At 59.9% G+C, this 17623-nt stretch carries 15 protein-coding genes; 6 read left to right on the top strand and 9 right to left on the bottom strand.

The features are described from left to right. Positions 1–4 precede the first annotated feature (4 nt). Positions 5–493: a GreA/GreB family elongation factor gene (locus FEZ62_RS10150; RefSeq protein WP_172927547.1), complete on the bottom strand. Its 489-nt coding sequence runs from the start codon at positions 491–493 to the stop codon at positions 5–7. 145 nt (positions 494–638) lie between these two features. Between FEZ62_RS10150 and FEZ62_RS10155 the strand changes: the two genes are divergently transcribed. Next, entirely contained in the window at positions 639–869 is a 231-nt protein-coding gene (locus FEZ62_RS10155) for a hypothetical protein (RefSeq protein WP_172927548.1), read from the top strand. Between the two features lie 10 nt (positions 870–879). Here the strand turns inward: FEZ62_RS10155 and yccS are convergent, their stop codons facing one another. Then, complete coding sequence (gene yccS / locus FEZ62_RS10160; protein WP_172927549.1) at positions 880–3069, bottom strand: YccS family putative transporter; 2190 nt, start codon at positions 3067–3069, stop codon at positions 880–882. 206 nt (positions 3070–3275) lie between these two features. Between yccS and FEZ62_RS10165 the strand changes: the two genes are divergently transcribed. The 5 genes from FEZ62_RS10165 (at position 3276) to FEZ62_RS10185 (ending at position 7240) form a co-directional block, all read left to right on the top strand. After that, positions 3276–3809 (top strand): TetR/AcrR family transcriptional regulator, encoded by a 534-nt coding sequence (locus tag FEZ62_RS10165; protein WP_172927550.1) that lies wholly within the window; start codon positions 3276–3278, stop codon positions 3807–3809. Between the two features lie 30 nt (positions 3810–3839). Beyond that, positions 3840–4520, top strand: coding sequence for a glutathione S-transferase family protein (locus FEZ62_RS10170; protein ID WP_172927551.1), 681 nt, complete (start codon positions 3840–3842; stop codon positions 4518–4520). Positions 4521–4537: 17 nt separating this feature from the next. After that, a complete protein-coding gene (locus tag FEZ62_RS10175; RefSeq protein ID WP_172927552.1) occupies positions 4538–5227 on the top strand; it encodes a glutathione S-transferase N-terminal domain-containing protein in 690 nt (229 codons plus the stop codon). A gap of 188 nt (positions 5228–5415) precedes the next feature. Continuing rightward, positions 5416–6537 carry an alanine dehydrogenase gene (gene ald, locus FEZ62_RS10180; protein WP_150547755.1) on the top strand — a complete coding sequence of 374 codons (1122 nt, stop codon included), beginning with the start codon at positions 5416–5418 and terminating at the stop codon, positions 6535–6537. 43 nt (positions 6538–6580) lie between these two features. After that, positions 6581–7240 carry a protocatechuate 3,4-dioxygenase gene (locus FEZ62_RS10185; RefSeq protein ID WP_172927553.1) on the top strand — a complete coding sequence of 220 codons (660 nt, stop codon included), beginning with the start codon at positions 6581–6583 and terminating at the stop codon, positions 7238–7240. A gap of 18 nt (positions 7241–7258) precedes the next feature. Here the strand turns inward: FEZ62_RS10185 and FEZ62_RS10190 are convergent, their stop codons facing one another. From FEZ62_RS10190 to betB, 7 genes are all read right to left on the bottom strand, one after another. Continuing rightward, entirely contained in the window at positions 7259–9100 is a 1842-nt protein-coding gene (locus FEZ62_RS10190; RefSeq protein ID WP_172927554.1) for an SLC13 family permease, read from the bottom strand. 97 nt (positions 9101–9197) lie between these two features. Next, complete coding sequence (locus FEZ62_RS10195) at positions 9198–10382, bottom strand: aminoacetone oxidase family FAD-binding enzyme (RefSeq protein WP_172927555.1); 1185 nt, start codon at positions 10380–10382, stop codon at positions 9198–9200. Between the two features lie 124 nt (positions 10383–10506). Next, on the bottom strand, positions 10507–10959 hold the full coding sequence (locus FEZ62_RS10200; protein ID WP_345940437.1) for a DUF302 domain-containing protein: 453 nt from the start codon (positions 10957–10959) through the stop codon (positions 10507–10509). Positions 10960–11070: 111 nt separating this feature from the next. Then, positions 11071–12450: an ATP-dependent RNA helicase DbpA gene (gene dbpA / locus FEZ62_RS10205; RefSeq protein WP_069898222.1), complete on the bottom strand. Its 1380-nt coding sequence runs from the start codon at positions 12448–12450 to the stop codon at positions 11071–11073. 130 nt (positions 12451–12580) lie between these two features. Beyond that, entirely contained in the window at positions 12581–13990 is a 1410-nt protein-coding gene (gene mdtD, locus FEZ62_RS10210) for a multidrug transporter subunit MdtD (RefSeq protein WP_172927556.1), read from the bottom strand. A gap of 244 nt (positions 13991–14234) precedes the next feature. Beyond that, a complete protein-coding gene (gene betA / locus FEZ62_RS10215; RefSeq protein WP_172927557.1) occupies positions 14235–15917 on the bottom strand; it encodes a choline dehydrogenase in 1683 nt (560 codons plus the stop codon). A 170-nt stretch (positions 15918–16087) separates the two neighbouring features. Continuing rightward, entirely contained in the window at positions 16088–17560 is a 1473-nt protein-coding gene (gene betB / locus FEZ62_RS10220) for a betaine-aldehyde dehydrogenase (RefSeq protein ID WP_069898219.1), read from the bottom strand. Between the last annotated feature and the right edge of the window lie 63 nt (positions 17561–17623).

Below are 17623 nucleotides of genomic sequence, written 5' to 3' on the forward strand. Positions count from 1 at the left end.
CGATTTATTGCACCCACAGCAGCTCGAACTGCTGCAGTTTGCCGCCCAGATTGATGCTGATTTCAGTGCCCGGCAGTTTGCCCAGTGCGGCCTTGGCCAGCGGCGCATTGGCGCTGATGACCTGCACGCTGTGGCCTTCATGGTGCAACTTCATGCTGGCGCCATCGGGGCCGATGAACAGTAGCGTGTGTACGTCATCCATATTGGCCAGACACACTATTGAGCCAAGCTCGACGCCGCGCGCATCGCTGAAATCGCGGGGTTTCAGTTGGCGCCAGGTGAGAATGTTCTGGCGTATTTCGGCCACCCGTCGTGCTTGCCCACTGGCCAGATACGCTGCCTCCAGACCGAGGGTGTCGTACTTGTTTTCGGCTTTGTTTTCTTCATGCGTGGCGGTTTCGTGCGCAGTCACGGCGGCCTGTTCGGCGCGTTGCAGTTCAGCGCCAAGGTGGCTGATTACCAGGTCTTGCAGAGTGCTCTTGTTGAAGGTCATGATTTCGTATCGGCTGGGCAGGCGCGCAGGTTAACTGAAAGTGTGGCGGCTCGCTGCGCTGTGGAGGCTGCGCTTTGTACCAAGGTCTAGTTTGCCTGATTGGCCAGGCATCGCATGCTGGCAGAAAACAACAATGAGGGTTCCCATGTCATTTCTTCGCGCCATTGGATTCATGTTTCTGTGTGTGGTGGTGCCGGTTGGTGCTTTGCTGGCAAGCAATCCGGATGCGTTTGCGCGGTGGATCGGCAGCACATTGGGTATCGAATTTACACGCGGCAATCTAGCTGTGGCTTTTTTGCTGCTCACCGGCATCTGCCTGAAAATCGACCTGACCATTCGCCGCCGGCACCAACTGCCTGCTGCAGAACAGGCCTGAGCCCAGCGGCTCAGGTTTCGGCAGCTTGATTCTTGGGGGGCTTGAGCAAATGCGCGGCCAGGGTGCGCAGCGGCCCGAGCTGACGGCAGATCAAGGCCAGCTGGGTTTGCACCAGACGCTGTTGGTCATCGAGGTCTTCGCTGACCTGCTCAAGGCTTTGCGCCAATTGCTCCTCGCTATCGCTGTGGATCGGCACGCGGGTCTTGGCGCGCAAGTGACCGGCAATCTCCTCAAGCGAATCGGCAATGCTTGAGGCGTCATCAAGCAGGTGAGTCTGTTCGGGTGCCAGTAACGATTCGCCACGATGCGCGCCGAGCCCGGAGAGATAACTGAGCAGGGTGTGCGACAGCACCAGAAAGCGGAAGCCGATGTCGGCATCCTTACGAAAATGCCCCGGCTCCATCAGCATATTGGCCAGCGTTGTGGACAGCGCCGCATCGGCGTTGTGCGCATTGCGCCGGGCCAGCCGGTAATTCAGGTCGTCGCGTTTGCCCTGTGCGTACTGGGTAATAATCTGGCGCAGGTACACGCTGTTGCAGGTCAGCGTGTTAGCCACCACGCTGCTCAAACGCCTGCCTTGCCAGTCGGGCAGAATCAGCATCACCGCCAGGCCGGCAATCAAACCGCCGATCAGTGTGTCCACCAATCGTGGAACGAACAGCCCGTAGCTGTCGCCGGTCTGGTTGAAGCAGAACAGCACCAGTAATGTGATCGCCGCTGTGGCCATCGTGTAACGCGTGCTTCGTGTGGCGAAGAAGGCCACACCGGCGACCACTGCAAACAGGGCCTGTACTTCCTGCGAAGGGAACAGGTCGAACAGCGCCCATCCAATGACCAGGCCCAACACGGTGCCCCACACACGCTGCACCAGTTTGCGTCGGGTTGCTCCGTAGTTGGGTTGGCAGACGAACAGCGTGGTCAGAAGAATCCAGTAGCCCTTGGTCGGGTGAATCCATTGCAGAATGCCGTAACCCACCGCCAGTGCAATGGATAAGCGCAGCGCATGGCGAAACAGCAGGGCGGTCGGGGTGAGTTGTTGGCGCAGTCGCTCCCAGACATCCTTGAACGATTGCGGCTCGCGGTCGAACAGGCTGCTGTCCTGCTCTTCGGCCAGTGCATCGGGATTGCTGGCGTTGCTCAGCAGTTGGTCCAGCGTGCCGAGGTTGCCTGTGAGCGCCTTAAGTGAGCGCAGCAGGTGCCGCCACTGCGGGTTGTTCTGCTGGCGCAGGTAGTCGAGCGACTGATGCAGGTCTTCCAGCGCCTCGGAGCACAGCGCGCGAAACTCGTAAGGCTGGCGCAGCTCAATGGCCTGAGCCAGCCGCTGGCACGCTTCGCCATGCAAACGCAGCAGGCGCTGACAGCGAAACAGTACGTCGCTGTGAAAAAATGCGTCGGCCAGTTGGGTGTACGGGTAGTGCGATGAGCTGGCGCGCTCGTGAATATCCTGCGCCAGGAAATACAGCTTCAGGTAGCGGCTGACTTTAACGCCGGGCCGACCGCTGCCAACGCGGTGTAGGATTATTTCCTTGGTCGCATTCAGTGCGGCGACAACCTTGCCGTTCTGCTTGGCCAGTGCCAGCCTGCGCTCTTCGACATCGAGCTGGCGTAATGGCTCGAACAGCGCGGCCTTGAGCTTGAGGTACTGGCCCAGCTCGCGGAACAACCGGGCAAGGCTCTGCTGCACGGGCTGATTGGCAAACAGGGCATGCCAGAGAACCGAGAGCAAGCCGTACCACGCGGCGGCGGCCACCAGAATCAGCGGCTGCAAGCTGAAGTGATCAGACACGCCGCGCTGCTCGACGCTGATCATGCTGTAAACCGAGAGAATCAACGTGGCCTGGCCCAGCGTTGCATAGCGCTCGCCCAGAGCGCCGAGCATGGTCAGGCAGAAGGCGGAAACCGCCAGCGCACTGACAAATAACCAAGGGTAGGGAAATAACAGTTCTATCGCGTAGGCCGCGGCCGTGAAGCAGGCGAGGGTGACCAGCAGCGCCCGCAGGCGGCCACTCCAGCTGTCATCGGTTTCTGCCAGCGCGCTGGCGATCACCCCGAGAAAAACCGGGATCAGCGCCTCCATCCAGCCCTGACTCCAGCAAAGGATCAAGCCGCCGGCGAGGGCAATGAACACCCGCAAGCTGTAGCCAAATTTTTCCAGTGCCCAGAGGCGGCGAAGCGAATGACGAAGTGAGGTGCTGGGCATCGACTGGCCTTGCAGACATGAGTCGTTAAAGATTAGCGGATCAGCTAGGCGCGGTGCTACGACCTGTTGCCGGTGATTGAAAACAATTGTTTGAGGGCGCGCTGTTTGTTCGGGGGTTGCAATTTGGAACCGCTCGGTTCATAAATAGATCCATGAACCGTGGACGCCCCAAATCATTTTGCCCCGAGCAGGCCCTTGAGAGTGCCATGCAGGTCTTTTGGCAGCGTGGCTATGAAGCCACTTCCCTGCAAGACCTGCTTAGCGCGACCGGCTTGTCGAAAAGCAGTCTCTATCAAACCTACCCCAGCAAGCTGGCCTGGTTTGAGGCTGCGTTCAGCCATTACTGCGGCCAACGCCAGCAAATGTTGCTGACGTTGCTGGAGGAGGCGGATTCGCCACTTGAGTACATCCGCAGTCGCCTGCTCGGTGTGCTTGATGACGAAGGCCTTGATGGCGTCCCGCGTGGCTGCATGCTGGTTAATGTGGCCAATGAGTTCTCGCTCAGCGAGCCACAGGTCTTGAGCCAGGTGCAAGCGGCCACCGAAGGCTTTTGTCAGGTATTCAGTGCTGCACTGGAGCGCGCTCAAGCCGCTGGCGAGTTGGCTCCGGGCGCCGACACCCGCGCCCTTGGGCGCTATTTGCAATGCGTGATGAGCGGTTTACGTACCCAGGTCAAGTCAGGGTTACCGGCCGCGAGCATCGAGTCCACCGTCGCAACGGTCATGAGCACCTTGCGCTAATACCACCTTGAACCATTACAGGGAACGATGATGATTGAGTTATTCGAACTACGCGGTGCCAACCCCGAGCATTTGTTTTCACCGTACTGCTGGCGAGTGAGATTGGCGCTGGCGCACAAGGACCTGCCTTTCACCAGCCAGCCGCTGCGCTTTACCGATAAACAGCCGATTGAGTTTTCCGGTCAGAAAGCGGTGCCGGTCATCCGTGACGGCGAAACCGCTGTGAACGACAGCATGGCAATTTTCAGCTACCTCGATGCGCAGTATCCGCAAAAGCCGCTGCTCGGTGATGCTGTTTCAGCCAACCGGGCACGTCTTCTGGAGCGCCTGATTTTCGGCGCACTGCGCATGCCGTTGCTGAAGATTCTGGTGCCGCGTGTATTCGCCTGCATCGACGAAGCCGACAAAGAATATTTCCGCACCAGCCGTGAAAAGGCCCTGGGCACTACATTGGAAGATTTTGCCGACCGCGAAGCTGGAATTGACGCATTCGGCAAAGCCGCTGCACCGCTTGAAGGGTGGCTTAAAGACCAGCCGTATCTGGATGGCGAAACGCCAGCGGGCACTGATTACCTGATTGCCGGCCTGTTCTTCTGGGCCTGGTGTTTGGGCGAGCAGCCCTGGGAGTCTGGCTCGGCCGTGGACGCCTGGTTCCAGCGCATCCTCAAGGATTATGAAACTCAACATGGCCCGGTTGTCCGCGCCGCCTGATACAACGGAGCCCTGCGATGATCGACCTTTATTATTGGACGACGCCAAACGGCCACAAGGTGAGTATTTTCCTTGAGGAGGCAGGGCTCGACTATCGGGTATGCCCGATTCATATCGGCAAGGGCGAGCAGTTTGCGCCAGAGTTCTTGAAGATTGCCCCGAACAACCGCATCCCGGCGATTGTCGACCACCAGCCCGCTGATGGCGGCGAGCCGCTTGCGCTGTTCGAGTCGGGCGCGATCCTTGAGTACCTTGCCGATAAGTCGGGGCAGTTTCTGCCAACGGCTGTGCGTTCGCGGATGCAGGTGTTGCAATGGCTGCATTGGCAAATGGGCGGTTTAGGCCCCATGGCCGGGCAGAATCACCATTTCAATCGCTATGCGCCCGAGCCCGTGCCGTATGCTATTGAGCGCTACGTGAAGGAAACGGCGCGTTTATACGGCGTACTGGATCGCCAGTTGGATGGCCGCGAGTATGTTGCCGGTGATTATTCAATCGCCGACATGGCTATTTATCCGTGGGCGCGAGTCTGGGAAGGGCAAAAACAGCGCATTGAAGACTTCCCGAACATGGCGCTTTGGCTTGAACGCATGGCTGCACGCCCTGCGGTTCAACGCGCTTACGCGATGGCGCTGGAAGTTAATCCGGATGCGCAGGCGCTGCTCACTCCCGAGGCGCGCAAGTTACTGTTCGGGCAAGGCAGCTAAGCCCTACGCGATACGATCAAGGCGTCGAGACACAGTGCTCGGCGCCTTTTTTGTTTCTGGATTGGCGAAAATTCGTTCGATTCAGGTGATATCCCTGAAAAAGTCCGACTATTCAGGTTGGTACAGGCAGCGGGTTTTCTAGACTGAATGGATGGCAACCCGTTCTCCCTGACTGCTTGGAGGTGGCTATGCGCATCGGCGTACCCAAAGAAATAAAAAACCATGAATACCGTGTCGGCCTCACGCCGCATTCGGTAGCCGAACTCACTGCATTGGGCCATGAGGTTTTTATCGAAACCCGCGCCGGTGCCGAGATAGGTTTCAGCGATGAGGATTACATTGCGGCAGGCGCGCAAATATCCAGCAGCGCTCAGGCTGTGTTCGAATCGGCCTCTCTGGTGGTTAAGGTCAAGGAACCGTTAGCCGCTGAACGCGCCATGCTCCGGCCCGATCACACCCTGTTTACCTACCTGCATCTGGCACCGGACCGGGCGCAAACCGATGACCTGATCGCCAGCGGCGCCACCTGCATTGCCTACGAAACGGTCACCGACAATCACGGACGGTTGCCCTTGCTGGCGCCGATGTCTGAGGTTGCCGGGCGCATGTCGATTCAGGCCGGTGCCAGTTGTCTGGAAAAAGCCAAAGGCGGGCGCGGCGTGTTGCTCGGTGGCGTGCCAGGCGTCGCGCCGGGCAAGGTGGTGATACTGGGCGGTGGAGTGGTTGGCAGTCATGCACTGGCGATGGCCGTCGGCCTCGGCGCTGATGTCACGGTGCTGGATAAGAGCGTCGATGCACTGCGCCGGCTGGATTCGCTGTATGGCAATCGCATCACCACGCTCTACTCAACACGCAGCGTGGTGCGCCAGCAAGTATTGGCAGCCGATCTGGTAATCGGCGGTGTATTGATTCCTGGCGCCGCGGCGCCAAAACTGGTGACGGCGGAGATGGTCAGCAGCATGTTGCCAGGTTCGGTGTTGGTGGATGTGGCGATTGATCAGGGCGGCTGTGCCGAAACCTCCAAGGCCACCACTCACGACAAACCGACTTACGTGGTGGATGAGGTGGTGCACTATTGCGTCGCCAACATGCCGGGCGCTGTGGCGCGGACTTCAACGCTGGCGTTGAATAATGCAACGCTGCCATTTGTCATTGCCCTGGCCGAGAAGGGCACCCGCTCAGCGCTGGAGAGCGACGCCCATCTGTGCAACGGCTTGAACGTGGCCCGGGGCGTTATCACCTGCGACAGCGTTGCGCAGGCGCATGGCCTTGCCTATAAGTCTGCAACCAGTGTGCTGGAGCATCTTTGATCTGTGGCTAAACTGAAGGTACGTCTTGCTCAGGGAGCTTTGTATGCCGTGCCTCGGTCGCCAGCGCTTGTGGGTTACTGCCATCGCCAGCAGCTGCTTTCTGCTGGCGCCTGCCGCTTGGGCGGTCAGCGCGCCAACCCCCGCGCAGGCATCCGTGGCGTTTTATCCGGTGCAGTTACCCGAAGACCGCGACAATGATCTCACCCAGGTGCGCATGCACACGCAAGCGGCCAGCGGTGTTGTGGTCGAGCTATTCGGGCAAATTGTCGATGCGCAGGGCGAGCCAGTTGCGGGCGCTCAGGTCGAAATCTGGCAGGCCGATGCCGGCGGCCATTACTTCAATGAGCATCATGGACGCGATGAAAATTTTCAGGGCTACGGGCAGGCCATTACCGACAGCAACGGCCAATACAGTTTTGTAACCGTGCGCCCCGGTGCAGTCGGCACGCGTGCGCCGCACATTAATATCGCCGTGAGTGTGGCCGGCAAGCCACGTTTCGTGACGCAATGCTATATCCGCGGTGAACGGCACAATGCCAGCGACCCGCAACTTAATGCACTGAGCAGTCCTGCCCGGCGCGAAAAACTGATCGTGCCTTTTGTGCCGGTCGCGGGCGCCAAAGTTGAGAAGCAAGTCGCCAGGTTCGATATCGTGCTTGGCCTCAATGCGCCGCCAACCGCGCTGGCTGCGCATCGATCCTAGCCCAGACGTTACGCCGGCTTACAGCGGCCAAACCCACAGCAGCATGGGTATGCTAATCAGCGCCACAAGTATCTCCATTGGTAAACCCAGCCGCCAGTAATCGCCAAAGCGAAAGCCACCGGGACTGAGAATCAGCGTGTTGTTCTGGTGGCCAATCGGCGTCAGGAATGAGCATGACGCGCCAATCGCCACCGCCATCAGCATCGAGTCCGGATTAACCCCCAGCTGATTGGCCGCACTCAGGGCAATCTGGCACATCACCGCCGCAGTAGCTGCGTTGTTCATGAAATCCGAGAGCGTCATGCTGATCACCAGAATCAGTGCCAGCACCGCAATCGGTTGGCCCCGGGCGACTGTTTCCATCAACTCTCTGGCGATCAGGTCGGCCGCACCCGTTGCGGACATGGCGCCTGCGACCGGAATCATTGCCGCGAGCAAAACAATCACTGGCCAGTCGATTGAGGTGTACAGCGAGCGCAGCGGAATGACCCGCATCACCATGTAAACCAGCACGCCAAGCGCGAATGCCACGGCCGCAGAGAGCAGGCCGAATGCTGCCGCAATAATCGACAACAGCATGACGCAAAGCGCCAGTGTGGCCTTGCCGGGGTCGGGAATGCTGATTGAGCGATCGGCCAGCGGCACGCAGGAGTATTCACTGGCGAACTCGGCGGCGTCCTCTGCCAGGCCTTGAATCAGCAGCACGTCGCCACTTTGAATCAGGGTTGAACGCAAACGTTTGACCGAACGATGGCTTTCTCTGGAGATCGCCAGCAGGTTAAGTGAGTGACGGCTGCGCAGGTGAATGCTTTGTGCCGAGCGGCCGATCAGGGTTGAGTCGGGGCGAACCAGCATTTCGAGCATGCTGCTCTCATCGCCGTTGCTGTCTTTCTTCTCGCTGTCGTCTTTCTCGGTTTTTTTCGGTTCGGTCTTTTTGGCTTTTTCGTCTTCTTCGGCCTTGGCCTCGGCTTCAATCTTGGCTTCCAGCCCCAAACCGAGATTGCTCAGCACCGAGCCAAGAGCCTCGGGGTCTGCCTCGATTACCAGAACGTCATCGGCTTGCAGGATGCGCCGGGGGTTGGGCGCGGACAGGCGCAAGGCATTGCGCACCATGGCGACCACCTGTGCATCGGCCTCCTCAAGCAACTGTTCTATTTCGCGCAGGGTTTTGCCATCGGCTTTGCCGCCTTCCTTGACCCGCGCTTCGGTGAGGTAGGTGCCGGTGTCGAAACTGGCGGCGTTGCCGACCTGACGTTTCGGCACCAGTCGCCAGCCGATCAGGGCGATGAACAGCACGCCGCTGAGCGCCACGGTGACCCCAACCGGGCTGAAATCAAACATGGCAAAGTGGCCGGCATCGGTCTTGGCCCGAAAGCTTGAAACAATCAGGTTGGGCGGCGTACCGATCAGCGTGGTCATGCCGCCGAGAATGGTACCGAAGGCCAGCGGCATGAGGATGCGTCCGGGCGGCAGGTCTTGCTTCTTGGCGATTTGCAGCGCAATGGGCATGAGTAACGCCAGCGCACCGACGTTGTTCATGAACGCCGAGAGCAGCGCACCAAGCGCCGTGAGTGAGGCGATGGCCATCACCGGGCCGAGATTTTTCGGCAGCACGCGCTGCGCCAGAGCATCAATGGCGCCGGTTGTTTGCAGGCCGTAGCTGAGCACCAACACGCAGGCTACGGTAATCACGGCGGGATGGCCAAAGCCTGCGAACGCATCCTGTTCTGGGACCAGGCCGGTGATTACGCAGGCGAGCAAGGAGGCGAGTGCGACAATGTCATGTCGCCAGCGGCCCCATATAAACAATCCGATTGTGGCCGCCAAAATGGCGAAAATCAGGCCTTGGTCTTGGGTCATTCAGGTTGCTTTCCTTGTCTGAGGAAACATCATTGATGCAAACACAGTAGTCCTACTGCTTAAGTAACCTAAATGTGTGAGTTGGTTCCGAGACGCCTCACGCGTATTGCGCAGCGGCGTATCCGGAAGCCCAGGCCCATTGGAAGTTGAACCCGCCAAGATGGCCGGTAACATCCAGTACTTCACCGATGAAATACAGCCCCGGAGACTTTAGCGACTCCATAGTTTTTGACGAGATTTCGTGGCTATCAACCCCGCCCAGCGTTACTTCGGCGGTGCGATAGCCTTCCGTGCCTGCAGGCACCAGTTGCCAGTCCGAGAACTTGCTGGCGATCTGTTTCAGCTCGGCAGGCGTGTACTGCTTCATGGGTTTGTTGCTGAACCAGTTGTCTGCCAGCAGGGTGACCATCTTCTTGGTCAGCAATTCGCTGAGCAGGGTTTTCAATTCGCTGTTGGGGCGTTCCTGCTGCTGGGTGACCAGCCATTCGGGCAGGTCAATGTGCGGCAGCAGGTCGATGTGTACGGTATCGCCCGGCTGCCAGAACGATGAAATCTGCAAAATCGCCGGGCCACTCAGGCCGCGGTGAGTAAACAGGATGTTCTCGCGGAACGTGGTGCCGTTGCAGCTCACCAGACAATCTTCAACCGAGGTGCCGGATAATTCCGTGCACAGGGTTTTCAGCTGCGGGTCGGTAATCGTGAACGGCACCAGGCCGGCGCGGGTCGGCAGTATGCTGTGGCCGAACTGGCGGGCCACCTGATAACCGAAGCCGGTGGCGCCCAGTGTTGGAATCGACAGGCCGCCCGTGGCAATCACCAGTGACTCGCAACTGACTTTGCCAGCGCTGGTGAGCAATGTGTAGCCCGCGTCGGTTTTGTCGATTTGTTCGACCGAGGTTTCAAGACGCAGGTCCACGCCGGCTTCATCGCACTCGGCGAGGAGCATGGCGAGAATGTCACTCGATTTGTTGTCGCAAAACAGCTGGCCGAGTTTTTTCTCGTGATACGGCACGCCGTGCTTGCCGACCAAACCGATGAAATCCCACTGGGTATAACGCGCCAGAGCAGATTTGCAGAAGTGCGGATTGGTGGAGAGAAAGTTCTCTGGCTCGCAATACATGTTGGTGAAGTTGCAGCGACCGCCGCCGGACATGAGGATTTTCTTGCCGGCCTTGTTGGCGTGATCCAGCAGCAGCACGCTGCGGCCACGGCCAGCGGCTGTCAGGGCGCACATTAAACCGGCAGCACCGGCACCGATGATCACGACATTTGCAGCGAGCACAGCATTTCCCTCAACACGACGCAGCGCCGAATCGCCGGCGCACAAGCGCGCAGTTTACCCGAAGGTTAGGTAATCCTCTGCAAAACTGCTGCGCGCTGTGTGTGCGCAGTCGCGATTGCGATTATCAGGATGCAGTGGCTTCAGCGGCGATGCCCTGCAGGGCTTTCTCCAGTTTGGGAATCACGGCGCAATCGCCCGCATCATGGCGCTTGCCGATATAGGCCGGGTCGTTGTAACCCACCCAAACCTGTTTTGCCTCATCCTCCCAGACCAGCATTTTCAGCGGCAGATCGATCCCGCTGGTTTGCGCACACTGCATCAGCGGCGTACCGCCCTTGGGGTTGCCGAATATCAGCAGGCGGGTTGGCCGCAAGGTTTGCCCGATGCTTTTTGCGCCGGCGCTGTGGTCGATATTGGCGAACACTTTCAGCTCGCGCTTGGCGAGTGATTGCTCGATGCGTTGCAGGGTCTCGTCGACACTGTGTGGGCTTTTCAGGGCCGTCAGGCCGTCTGCGGCGTAGCTCAAGGAGGCGAGCGCCAACAGTGCAACAGTTGAGAGGGTTTTAATCAGATTCACGTTTGGCTCCTAAGGTTGATATGGCAAGGCCATTAGCTTAGTAGAGCCGTAAAGCGGCCGATTGTTTCAGCGCATAGGCTGGATCAAACAATCGGCCGGAGCGGTTAGCGCTCAGAGGGCGCGAACGCGCAACGTGCGGCCTTTGATCTTGCCGCTGTTGAGGCGGCTGAGCGCTTGCTTGGCAGCGCTGCGTTCGACCGCGACATAGGCCTGGAAGTCGAAGATCGCAATCTTGCCGACGGCCGAGCCCGGAATTCCGGCATCGCCAGTCAGGGCGCCGAGAATGTCACCGGGGCGCAGTTTGTCTTTGCGCCCGGCGCCAATGCACAGGGTGATCATCGGCGGCTGCAACGGCTCGCCTGCCATCGGCTTGAGGCTGCTCAGCGGATGCCAGGTCAGCGCACCCTGCTGGAGCTTTTCCACCGCCTGAGCGCGATGCGCTTCTGGCGGCGCTACCAGGCTGACGGCAACCCCTTTGGCGCCCGCACGACCGGTACGGCCTACGCGGTGAATGTGGGTTTCCGAGTCACGCGCCAGCTCGACGTTGATCACCATGTCGAGTGCGTCGATATCCAGACCTCGCGCCGCCACATCGGTGGCCACCAGAACCGACAGGCTGCGGTTGGCAAACATCGCCAGAATCTGGTCGCGGTCTTTCTGCTCAAGGTCGCCGTTCAACGCGCCGGCAGAAATGCCGTTGGCGGTCAGGTGCTCGACCACTTCCTGGCACTGTTGCTTGGTGAAGCAGAACGCCACCGCAGACTCCGGGCGAGCGCTGGCAAGCACTTTGACCACGGCGTCCATGCGCTCTTCCGGGGAAATTTCGTAGAAGCGCTGTTCGATTTGCGTGTCGTCGTGCATGGCCTCGGCTTTAACTCGCTGCGGGTCGCGCATGAACGATGCCGAAAGCTGCTTGATGCTGCTCGGGTAGGTGGCCGAGAACAGCAACGTCTGACGGCGGTCCGGGGTGTGGCTGATGATTTCGGCGATGCTGTCGTAGAAACCCATGTCGAGCATGCGATCGGCTTCGTCGAGAACCAGAGTATTCAGACCGTCGAGTTTCAGTGTGCCTTTGGCCAGATGCTGCTGGATGCGCCCCGGCGTGCCGACGATGATCTGCGCGCCGTGCTCCAGCGAGCCGATCTGCGGGCCAAAGGGCACGCCGCCGCACAGGGTCAGCACCTTGATGTTGTCGGCACTGCGCGCCAGCCGGCGGATTTCCTTGGCAACCTGATCGGCCAATTCGCGGGTCGGGCACATGACCAGTGCCTGACAGCCGAAAAAGCGCGGGTTGAGCGGGTTGAGCAGGCCAATACCAAAGGCGGCCGTTTTACCACTGCCGGTCTTGGCCTGAGCGATCAGGTCCATACCCTTGAGGATCACCGGCAGGCTTTGCGCCTGAATCGGGGTCATTTCGGCGTAGCCGAGGGATTCAAGGTTGGCCAGCATGGCATCAGACAGCGGCAGTGAAGAAAAAGCGGTGTTAGTCACGGTAAAGACCTGCAGAACGGAATGGCGCGCAGTGTAGCAGGTGGCGCGGCGTAACTTGCGCCAACCTGTGGGGTAATGGGCGCCTTTGATCGCTAAAAGTGGCCGTAATCCGACAGCGCCTCGCCGCTGCTCAGTCGTCTACGTCCGGTATGTCCTTCTTGCGATGACGGCTGCCGCGCCGTGGCAGTTGCAGAAACAGCGCCGCGGCGAGCATCGACAAACCGCCGATACACAGATACGTGGCATGGAAAGCCCTGAGTACGCCGTCTGCGCTGTCCTCATTGTCCAGCGTGAAACCGCCCAGCAATGCGGCCGCCGCCGCCACCCCGAAACTCATCGACAACTGCGCCACTACCGAGAGCAGGCCATTGCCGCTGCTGGCGTCGGCGTCGGGCAGATCAATCAGGGTCACAGCATTCATGGCGGTGAATTGCAGCGAGTTCACCGCGCCAATCAGAAACAGTTGCACCAGAAGCTGAATCCGCGAGCTGTCGTTATCAATCAACGCCATGCTGGCAATCAGCAAACCCAGCAGCAAGGTGTTGGTGGTGAGTACGCGGCGATAACCGAGGCGGTTGATCAGTGGATTGGCCAGCGGTTTGACCAGCATCGCCGCCAATGCCAGCGGGATCATGCTCATGCCGGCCTGCGCCGGTGAGTAACCCATCGCTACCTGCAGCAGCAAAGGCGTGAGGAACGGCAACGCGCCGCTGCCCAGGCGGGCAAACAGATTGCCGAGAATGCCCACGGCAAACGAGCGGGTGTTGAACAGGCGCGGGTGGAACAAGGCGTTCTCGGTATGCCCGGCACGTAACCAATACACGGCCAGGCACGCGATGCCGCCGAGCAGCAACATCAACACGCGAACGTGTGGCAGGTGCATCTCACCGAGGCCTTCGAGAGCAATGCTGATCAGCAACATGGCCGCGCCAAACAGGCAAAAGCCCGGCAGGTCGAAACGGGTACGCTCGGCGCCGCGCAGATCCGGCATGACCTTCCACGCCGCCCAGCAACCCAATATGCCGACCGGGATGTTGATGAGAAATATCCAGTGCCAGCTGGTGTATTCAACCAGCCAGCCGCCCAGTGTCGGGCCAATCAGTGGGCCGAGCAGCGCCGGCACGGTAATGAAACTCATGATCCGCACCAGCTCTGTGCGCGGATAGGCACGCAACACCACTAAGCGCCCGACGGGCATCATCAAGGCGCCGCCAAGGCCCTGAATCACCCGCGCGCCGACCAGCATATTCAGCGATGGCGAGAGCGCGCAGAGCAGGGAACCGAGGGTGAACAGCAGGATTGCGCCGAAGAAGATGCGCCGTGTGCCGAAGCGGTCGGCGATCCAGCCCGAGGCCGGAATCAGTACCGCCACGGTGAGCATGTAGGCAATCACCACCGATTGCATGCGCAGCGGATTCTCTTGCAGATCCGCCGCCATGCTTGGCAGTGCAGTATTGAGAATCGTACCGTCGAGGGTTTGCATGAAGAATGCAATCGCGACGATCCAGGGCAGCATCTTGGCGGTGCGGGCATCAAGCATGATGGGGTCGATTACTGGCGAGGGCGTGCCAGCAACTTTAATCCATCATGGTGTTTTTTGCCTGCGGCTGGCCCCATAAAACTGCGTGCCAGAGCCCGTTACGCGCCGTGGCTGCCAACCGGGTAGGGCATTCAAGGCGCCTTGGTTTGACCGGTTTCATGGGCAAACTGCGTTGCGGATTCCACCTTTTAATGGGGTGGAGTCCGCAGCTTTGGCGGGCGAACAATGCGTTTCGCCAGGCCGACTAGCGCATTGACGGGCCGCGTACGGCGGCGCCGTTGGCCACGTAATACGGCGCGGTGCTGCGCGGCAGGGGCGCACGACCACGGATCTTGTCGGCGATTTTCTCGGCGATCATGATCGTTGGCGCGTTGAGGTTGCCGGTGGTGATCAGCGGCATGATCGAGGCATCGATCACGCGCAAACCGTCCAGACCATGCACGCGGCCTTCGCCGTCGACCACGGCCATGTCGTCTGTGCCCATCTTGCAGGTGCATGAAGGGTGAAATGCGGTTTCGGCATGCTGACGGACAAATTCGTCCAGTTCAGCGTCGCTGTTCACGTTCACGCCAGGGCTCAGCTCGCGGCCGCGATACGGATCGAGCGCCACTTGCGACATGATCTCGCGGGTGATGCGGATACCGTCGCGAAACTCCTGCCAATCCTGTTCGTGCGACATGTAATTGAAGAGAATGCTCGGGTGCTGGCGCGGGTCTTTCGACTTGGCCCGCACGCGACCCCTGCTCGGCGAACGCATGGAACCGACGTGCGCCTGAAAACCGTGTTCCTTGACTGCATTGCTGCCGTTGTAATTAATCGCCACCGGCAAGAAGTGGTACTGAATATTCGGCCACTCAAACTCGGGACGCGAGCGGATGAAACCGCCGGCCTCGAACTGATTGCTGGCGCCGACGCCTTTGCCGAGGAACATCCACTCAGCGCCGATCTTCGGCTGGTTCCACCATTGCAGCGCCGGATACAGCGACACCGGCTGCTTGCAGGCGTATTGCAGGTACATCTCAAGGTGGTCCTGCAGGTTTTCACCGACACCCGGCAGGTCGTGCACCAACTCGACATCAAGCTCGCGAATCAGCTCGGCCGCGCCCACACCGGAACGCTGAAGTATTTGCGGTGAAGCAATCGCGCCACTGCACAACAGCACTTCGCGCCGCGCATGCACGATGGTGGGCTCATTGCTGTCGCCTTGCAGATACGCCACACCGACCGCGCGTTTAGCGTTGAATAATATCCGGTCGGTAAGGGCGTGCGTGACGATGGTCAGATTGCTGCGCCCGCGTGCCTGATCGAGATAACCGCGTGCGGTGCTGGCGCGCCGGCCTTTCGGCGTTACGGTGCGGTCCATCGGGCCAAAGCCTTCCTGCTGATAACCGTTGAGGTCATCGGTGCGCGGATACCCGGCTTGCATGCCGGCCTCGATCATGGCGTGAAACAGCGGGTTATTGCCGGCCTTGGGCGTGGTTACGCTGACCGGGCCATCGCCGCCGTGGTAATTGTTGGCGCCGATATCGCGGGTTTCAGCCTTGCGAAAATACGGCAGGCAATCCAGATAACTCCAGTCCTCAAGGCCTGGCGCTTTGGCCCAGCCGTCGTAGTCCATAGCATTGCCACGGATGTAGCACATGCCGTTGATCAGCGACGAGCCGCCGAGGCCTTTGCCGCGCCCGCATTCCATGCGGCGGTTGTTCATGTACGGTTCCGGGTCGGTCTCGTAAGCCCAGTTGTAGCGACGGCCTTGCAATGGATACGCCAGCGCGGCGGGCATTTGGGTGCGGAAATCGAAGCGATAATCCGGGCCACCGGCTTCGAGCAGCAGCACGTTAACGTCGCTGTCTTCGGTCAGGCGGGTGGCGAGCACGTTACCGGCAGAGCCGGCACCGATGATGATGTAATCGTATTTCTCAATCATGTTTTGACCTGCTTTGGCCCAACTCACAGCCGGGCTCTGGCGATATCAATTCGGCTGCGTCTTGCGTCGCACGCAGCTACTGGCGATAAATCCAAAGGCAGCCTGCGCGGCCAAGCGCGTCAGTGCGCGAGTGGCCCGGCAGGTTCGGATGCAGCCCTTGGCGCAGCGTTCTAGAACACCGAGGCGTAGTCGCCCAACTCAACCTGTACCGATTTGATTCGAGTGTAATGAGCCAGCGTGCTCAAGCCGTTCTCACGGCCGACTCCGGACTGCTTGTAGCCGCCAACCGGCATCTCGGCGGCGGACTCGCCCCAGGTATTGATCCAGCAGATACCGGCTTCGAGTTGATGAATAACCCGGTGCGCGCGGTTCAAATCGCTTGTTACCACGCCTGCTGCCAAACCGTAATGGGTGGCATTGGCGCGGCGGATTACTTCCTCTTCCGTGTCATAAACCAGAATGCTCATGACCGGGCCGAAGATCTCATCCTGGGTGATGGTCATGTCGTCGCTGCAATCGGTGAACACGGTCGGCGCGACGTAGGCACCGTTGGCGAATTCAGCTTCGGTGATGCGCCCACCGCCGCACAGCAAGCGCGCGCCTTGCTCGCGGCCCAGCTCGATGTAGCCGAGTACGCGTTGCATATGGGCGAAGCTGACCAGCGGGCCGAAGTTGGTGTTCTCATCTTCCGGGCTGCCGATGCGAATGCGCTGCACGCGCTCGCTGATCAGCGCCTCGAAGCGGCCCTGCAGTTCACGCGGGATGAACACGCGGGTGCCGTTGGTGCAGACCTGACCGGAGCTGTAAAAGTTGGCCATCATGGCGATGTCGGCCGCGCGTTCGAGGTCGGCGTCGGCAAAGATAATCAGCGGCGACTTGCCGCCCAATTCCATGGTCACTTCTTTCATGGAGGAGCTGGACGCGCTGGCCATCACTTTCTTGCCGGTGGCGGTGCCGCCGGTGAAGGAAACCTTTTCAATGCCCGGATGCTCGGTGAGTAACTGGCCAACCTCGGCGCCCGTGCCGGTCACCACGTTGAACACGCCAGCGGGTACACCGGCTTCGGTGTAGATTTCAGCCAGTTTAAGCGCGGTTAGCGAGGTCACTTCGCTGGGCTTGAAGATCATCGCGTTACCGGCAGCCAGCGCCGGTGCGGATTTCCACAGGGCAATCTGGATCGGGTAGTTCCACGCGCCAATACCGGCCACAACCCCGAGTGGCTCGCGGCGGGTGTAAACGAATGAAGTGTCGCGCAGTGGAATCTGCTCGCCTTCAATCGCCGGGATCAGGCCGGCGTAGTATTCGAGTACATCGGCACCGGTGACGATATCGACGTAAAGGGTTTCTGAAAGCGGCTTGCCGGTGTCGAGGGTTTCCAGCGCTGCCAGCTCATCGTTGCGCTCACGCAGAATATCCACAGCGCGGCGCAAAATGCGCGAACGCTGCATGGCGGTCATCGCCGCCCAGACCTTTTGCCCGGCCTTGGCCGACTCAACGGCGCGCTCGACATCGGCGCTGTTGGCGCATTGCACGTTCGCCAGAACTTCTCCGTTTGCCGGGTTGATGCTCTCGAAAGTAGCGCCGCTGCTGGCTGCGACATATTCGCCGCCTATGTAGAGTTGCTGTTCTTCGAATCGGGCCATGGAGTTGTCCTCTTGTCGCGGTGGCGGGGGCTTAATGGAGGTTTAGCTAAGCCGCTGGTGCCG

The sequence above is a fragment of the Pseudomonas sp. MS19 genome (genome assembly GCF_013277615.1).
GTDB lineage: Bacteria > Pseudomonadota > Gammaproteobacteria > Pseudomonadales > Pseudomonadaceae > Aquipseudomonas > Aquipseudomonas marincola.

Excerpts from the sequence above, each read along its gene's own strand:
- FEZ62_RS10150 (WP_172927547.1), bottom strand. The coding sequence starts at position 493 with ATGACCTTCAACAAGAGCACTCTGCAAGACCTGGTAATCAGCCACCTT.
- FEZ62_RS10155 (WP_172927548.1), top strand. The coding sequence starts at position 639 with ATGTCATTTCTTCGCGCCATTGGATTCATGTTTCTGTGTGTGGTGGTG.
- yccS (WP_172927549.1), bottom strand. The coding sequence starts at position 3,069 with ATGCCCAGCACCTCACTTCGTCATTCGCTTCGCCGCCTCTGGGCACTG.
- FEZ62_RS10165 (WP_172927550.1), top strand. The coding sequence starts at position 3,276 with ATGCAGGTCTTTTGGCAGCGTGGCTATGAAGCCACTTCCCTGCAAGAC.
- FEZ62_RS10170 (WP_172927551.1), top strand. The coding sequence starts at position 3,840 with ATGATTGAGTTATTCGAACTACGCGGTGCCAACCCCGAGCATTTGTTT.
- FEZ62_RS10175 (WP_172927552.1), top strand. The coding sequence starts at position 4,538 with ATGATCGACCTTTATTATTGGACGACGCCAAACGGCCACAAGGTGAGT.
- ald (WP_150547755.1), top strand. The coding sequence starts at position 5,416 with ATGCGCATCGGCGTACCCAAAGAAATAAAAAACCATGAATACCGTGTC.
- FEZ62_RS10185 (WP_172927553.1), top strand. The coding sequence starts at position 6,581 with ATGCCGTGCCTCGGTCGCCAGCGCTTGTGGGTTACTGCCATCGCCAGC.
- FEZ62_RS10190 (WP_172927554.1), bottom strand. The coding sequence starts at position 9,100 with ATGACCCAAGACCAAGGCCTGATTTTCGCCATTTTGGCGGCCACAATC.
- mdtD (WP_172927556.1), bottom strand. The coding sequence starts at position 13,990 with ATGCTTGATGCCCGCACCGCCAAGATGCTGCCCTGGATCGTCGCGATT.
- betA (WP_172927557.1), bottom strand. The coding sequence starts at position 15,917 with ATGATTGAGAAATACGATTACATCATCATCGGTGCCGGCTCTGCCGGT.
- betB (WP_069898219.1), bottom strand. The coding sequence starts at position 17,560 with ATGGCCCGATTCGAAGAACAGCAACTCTACATAGGCGGCGAATATGTC.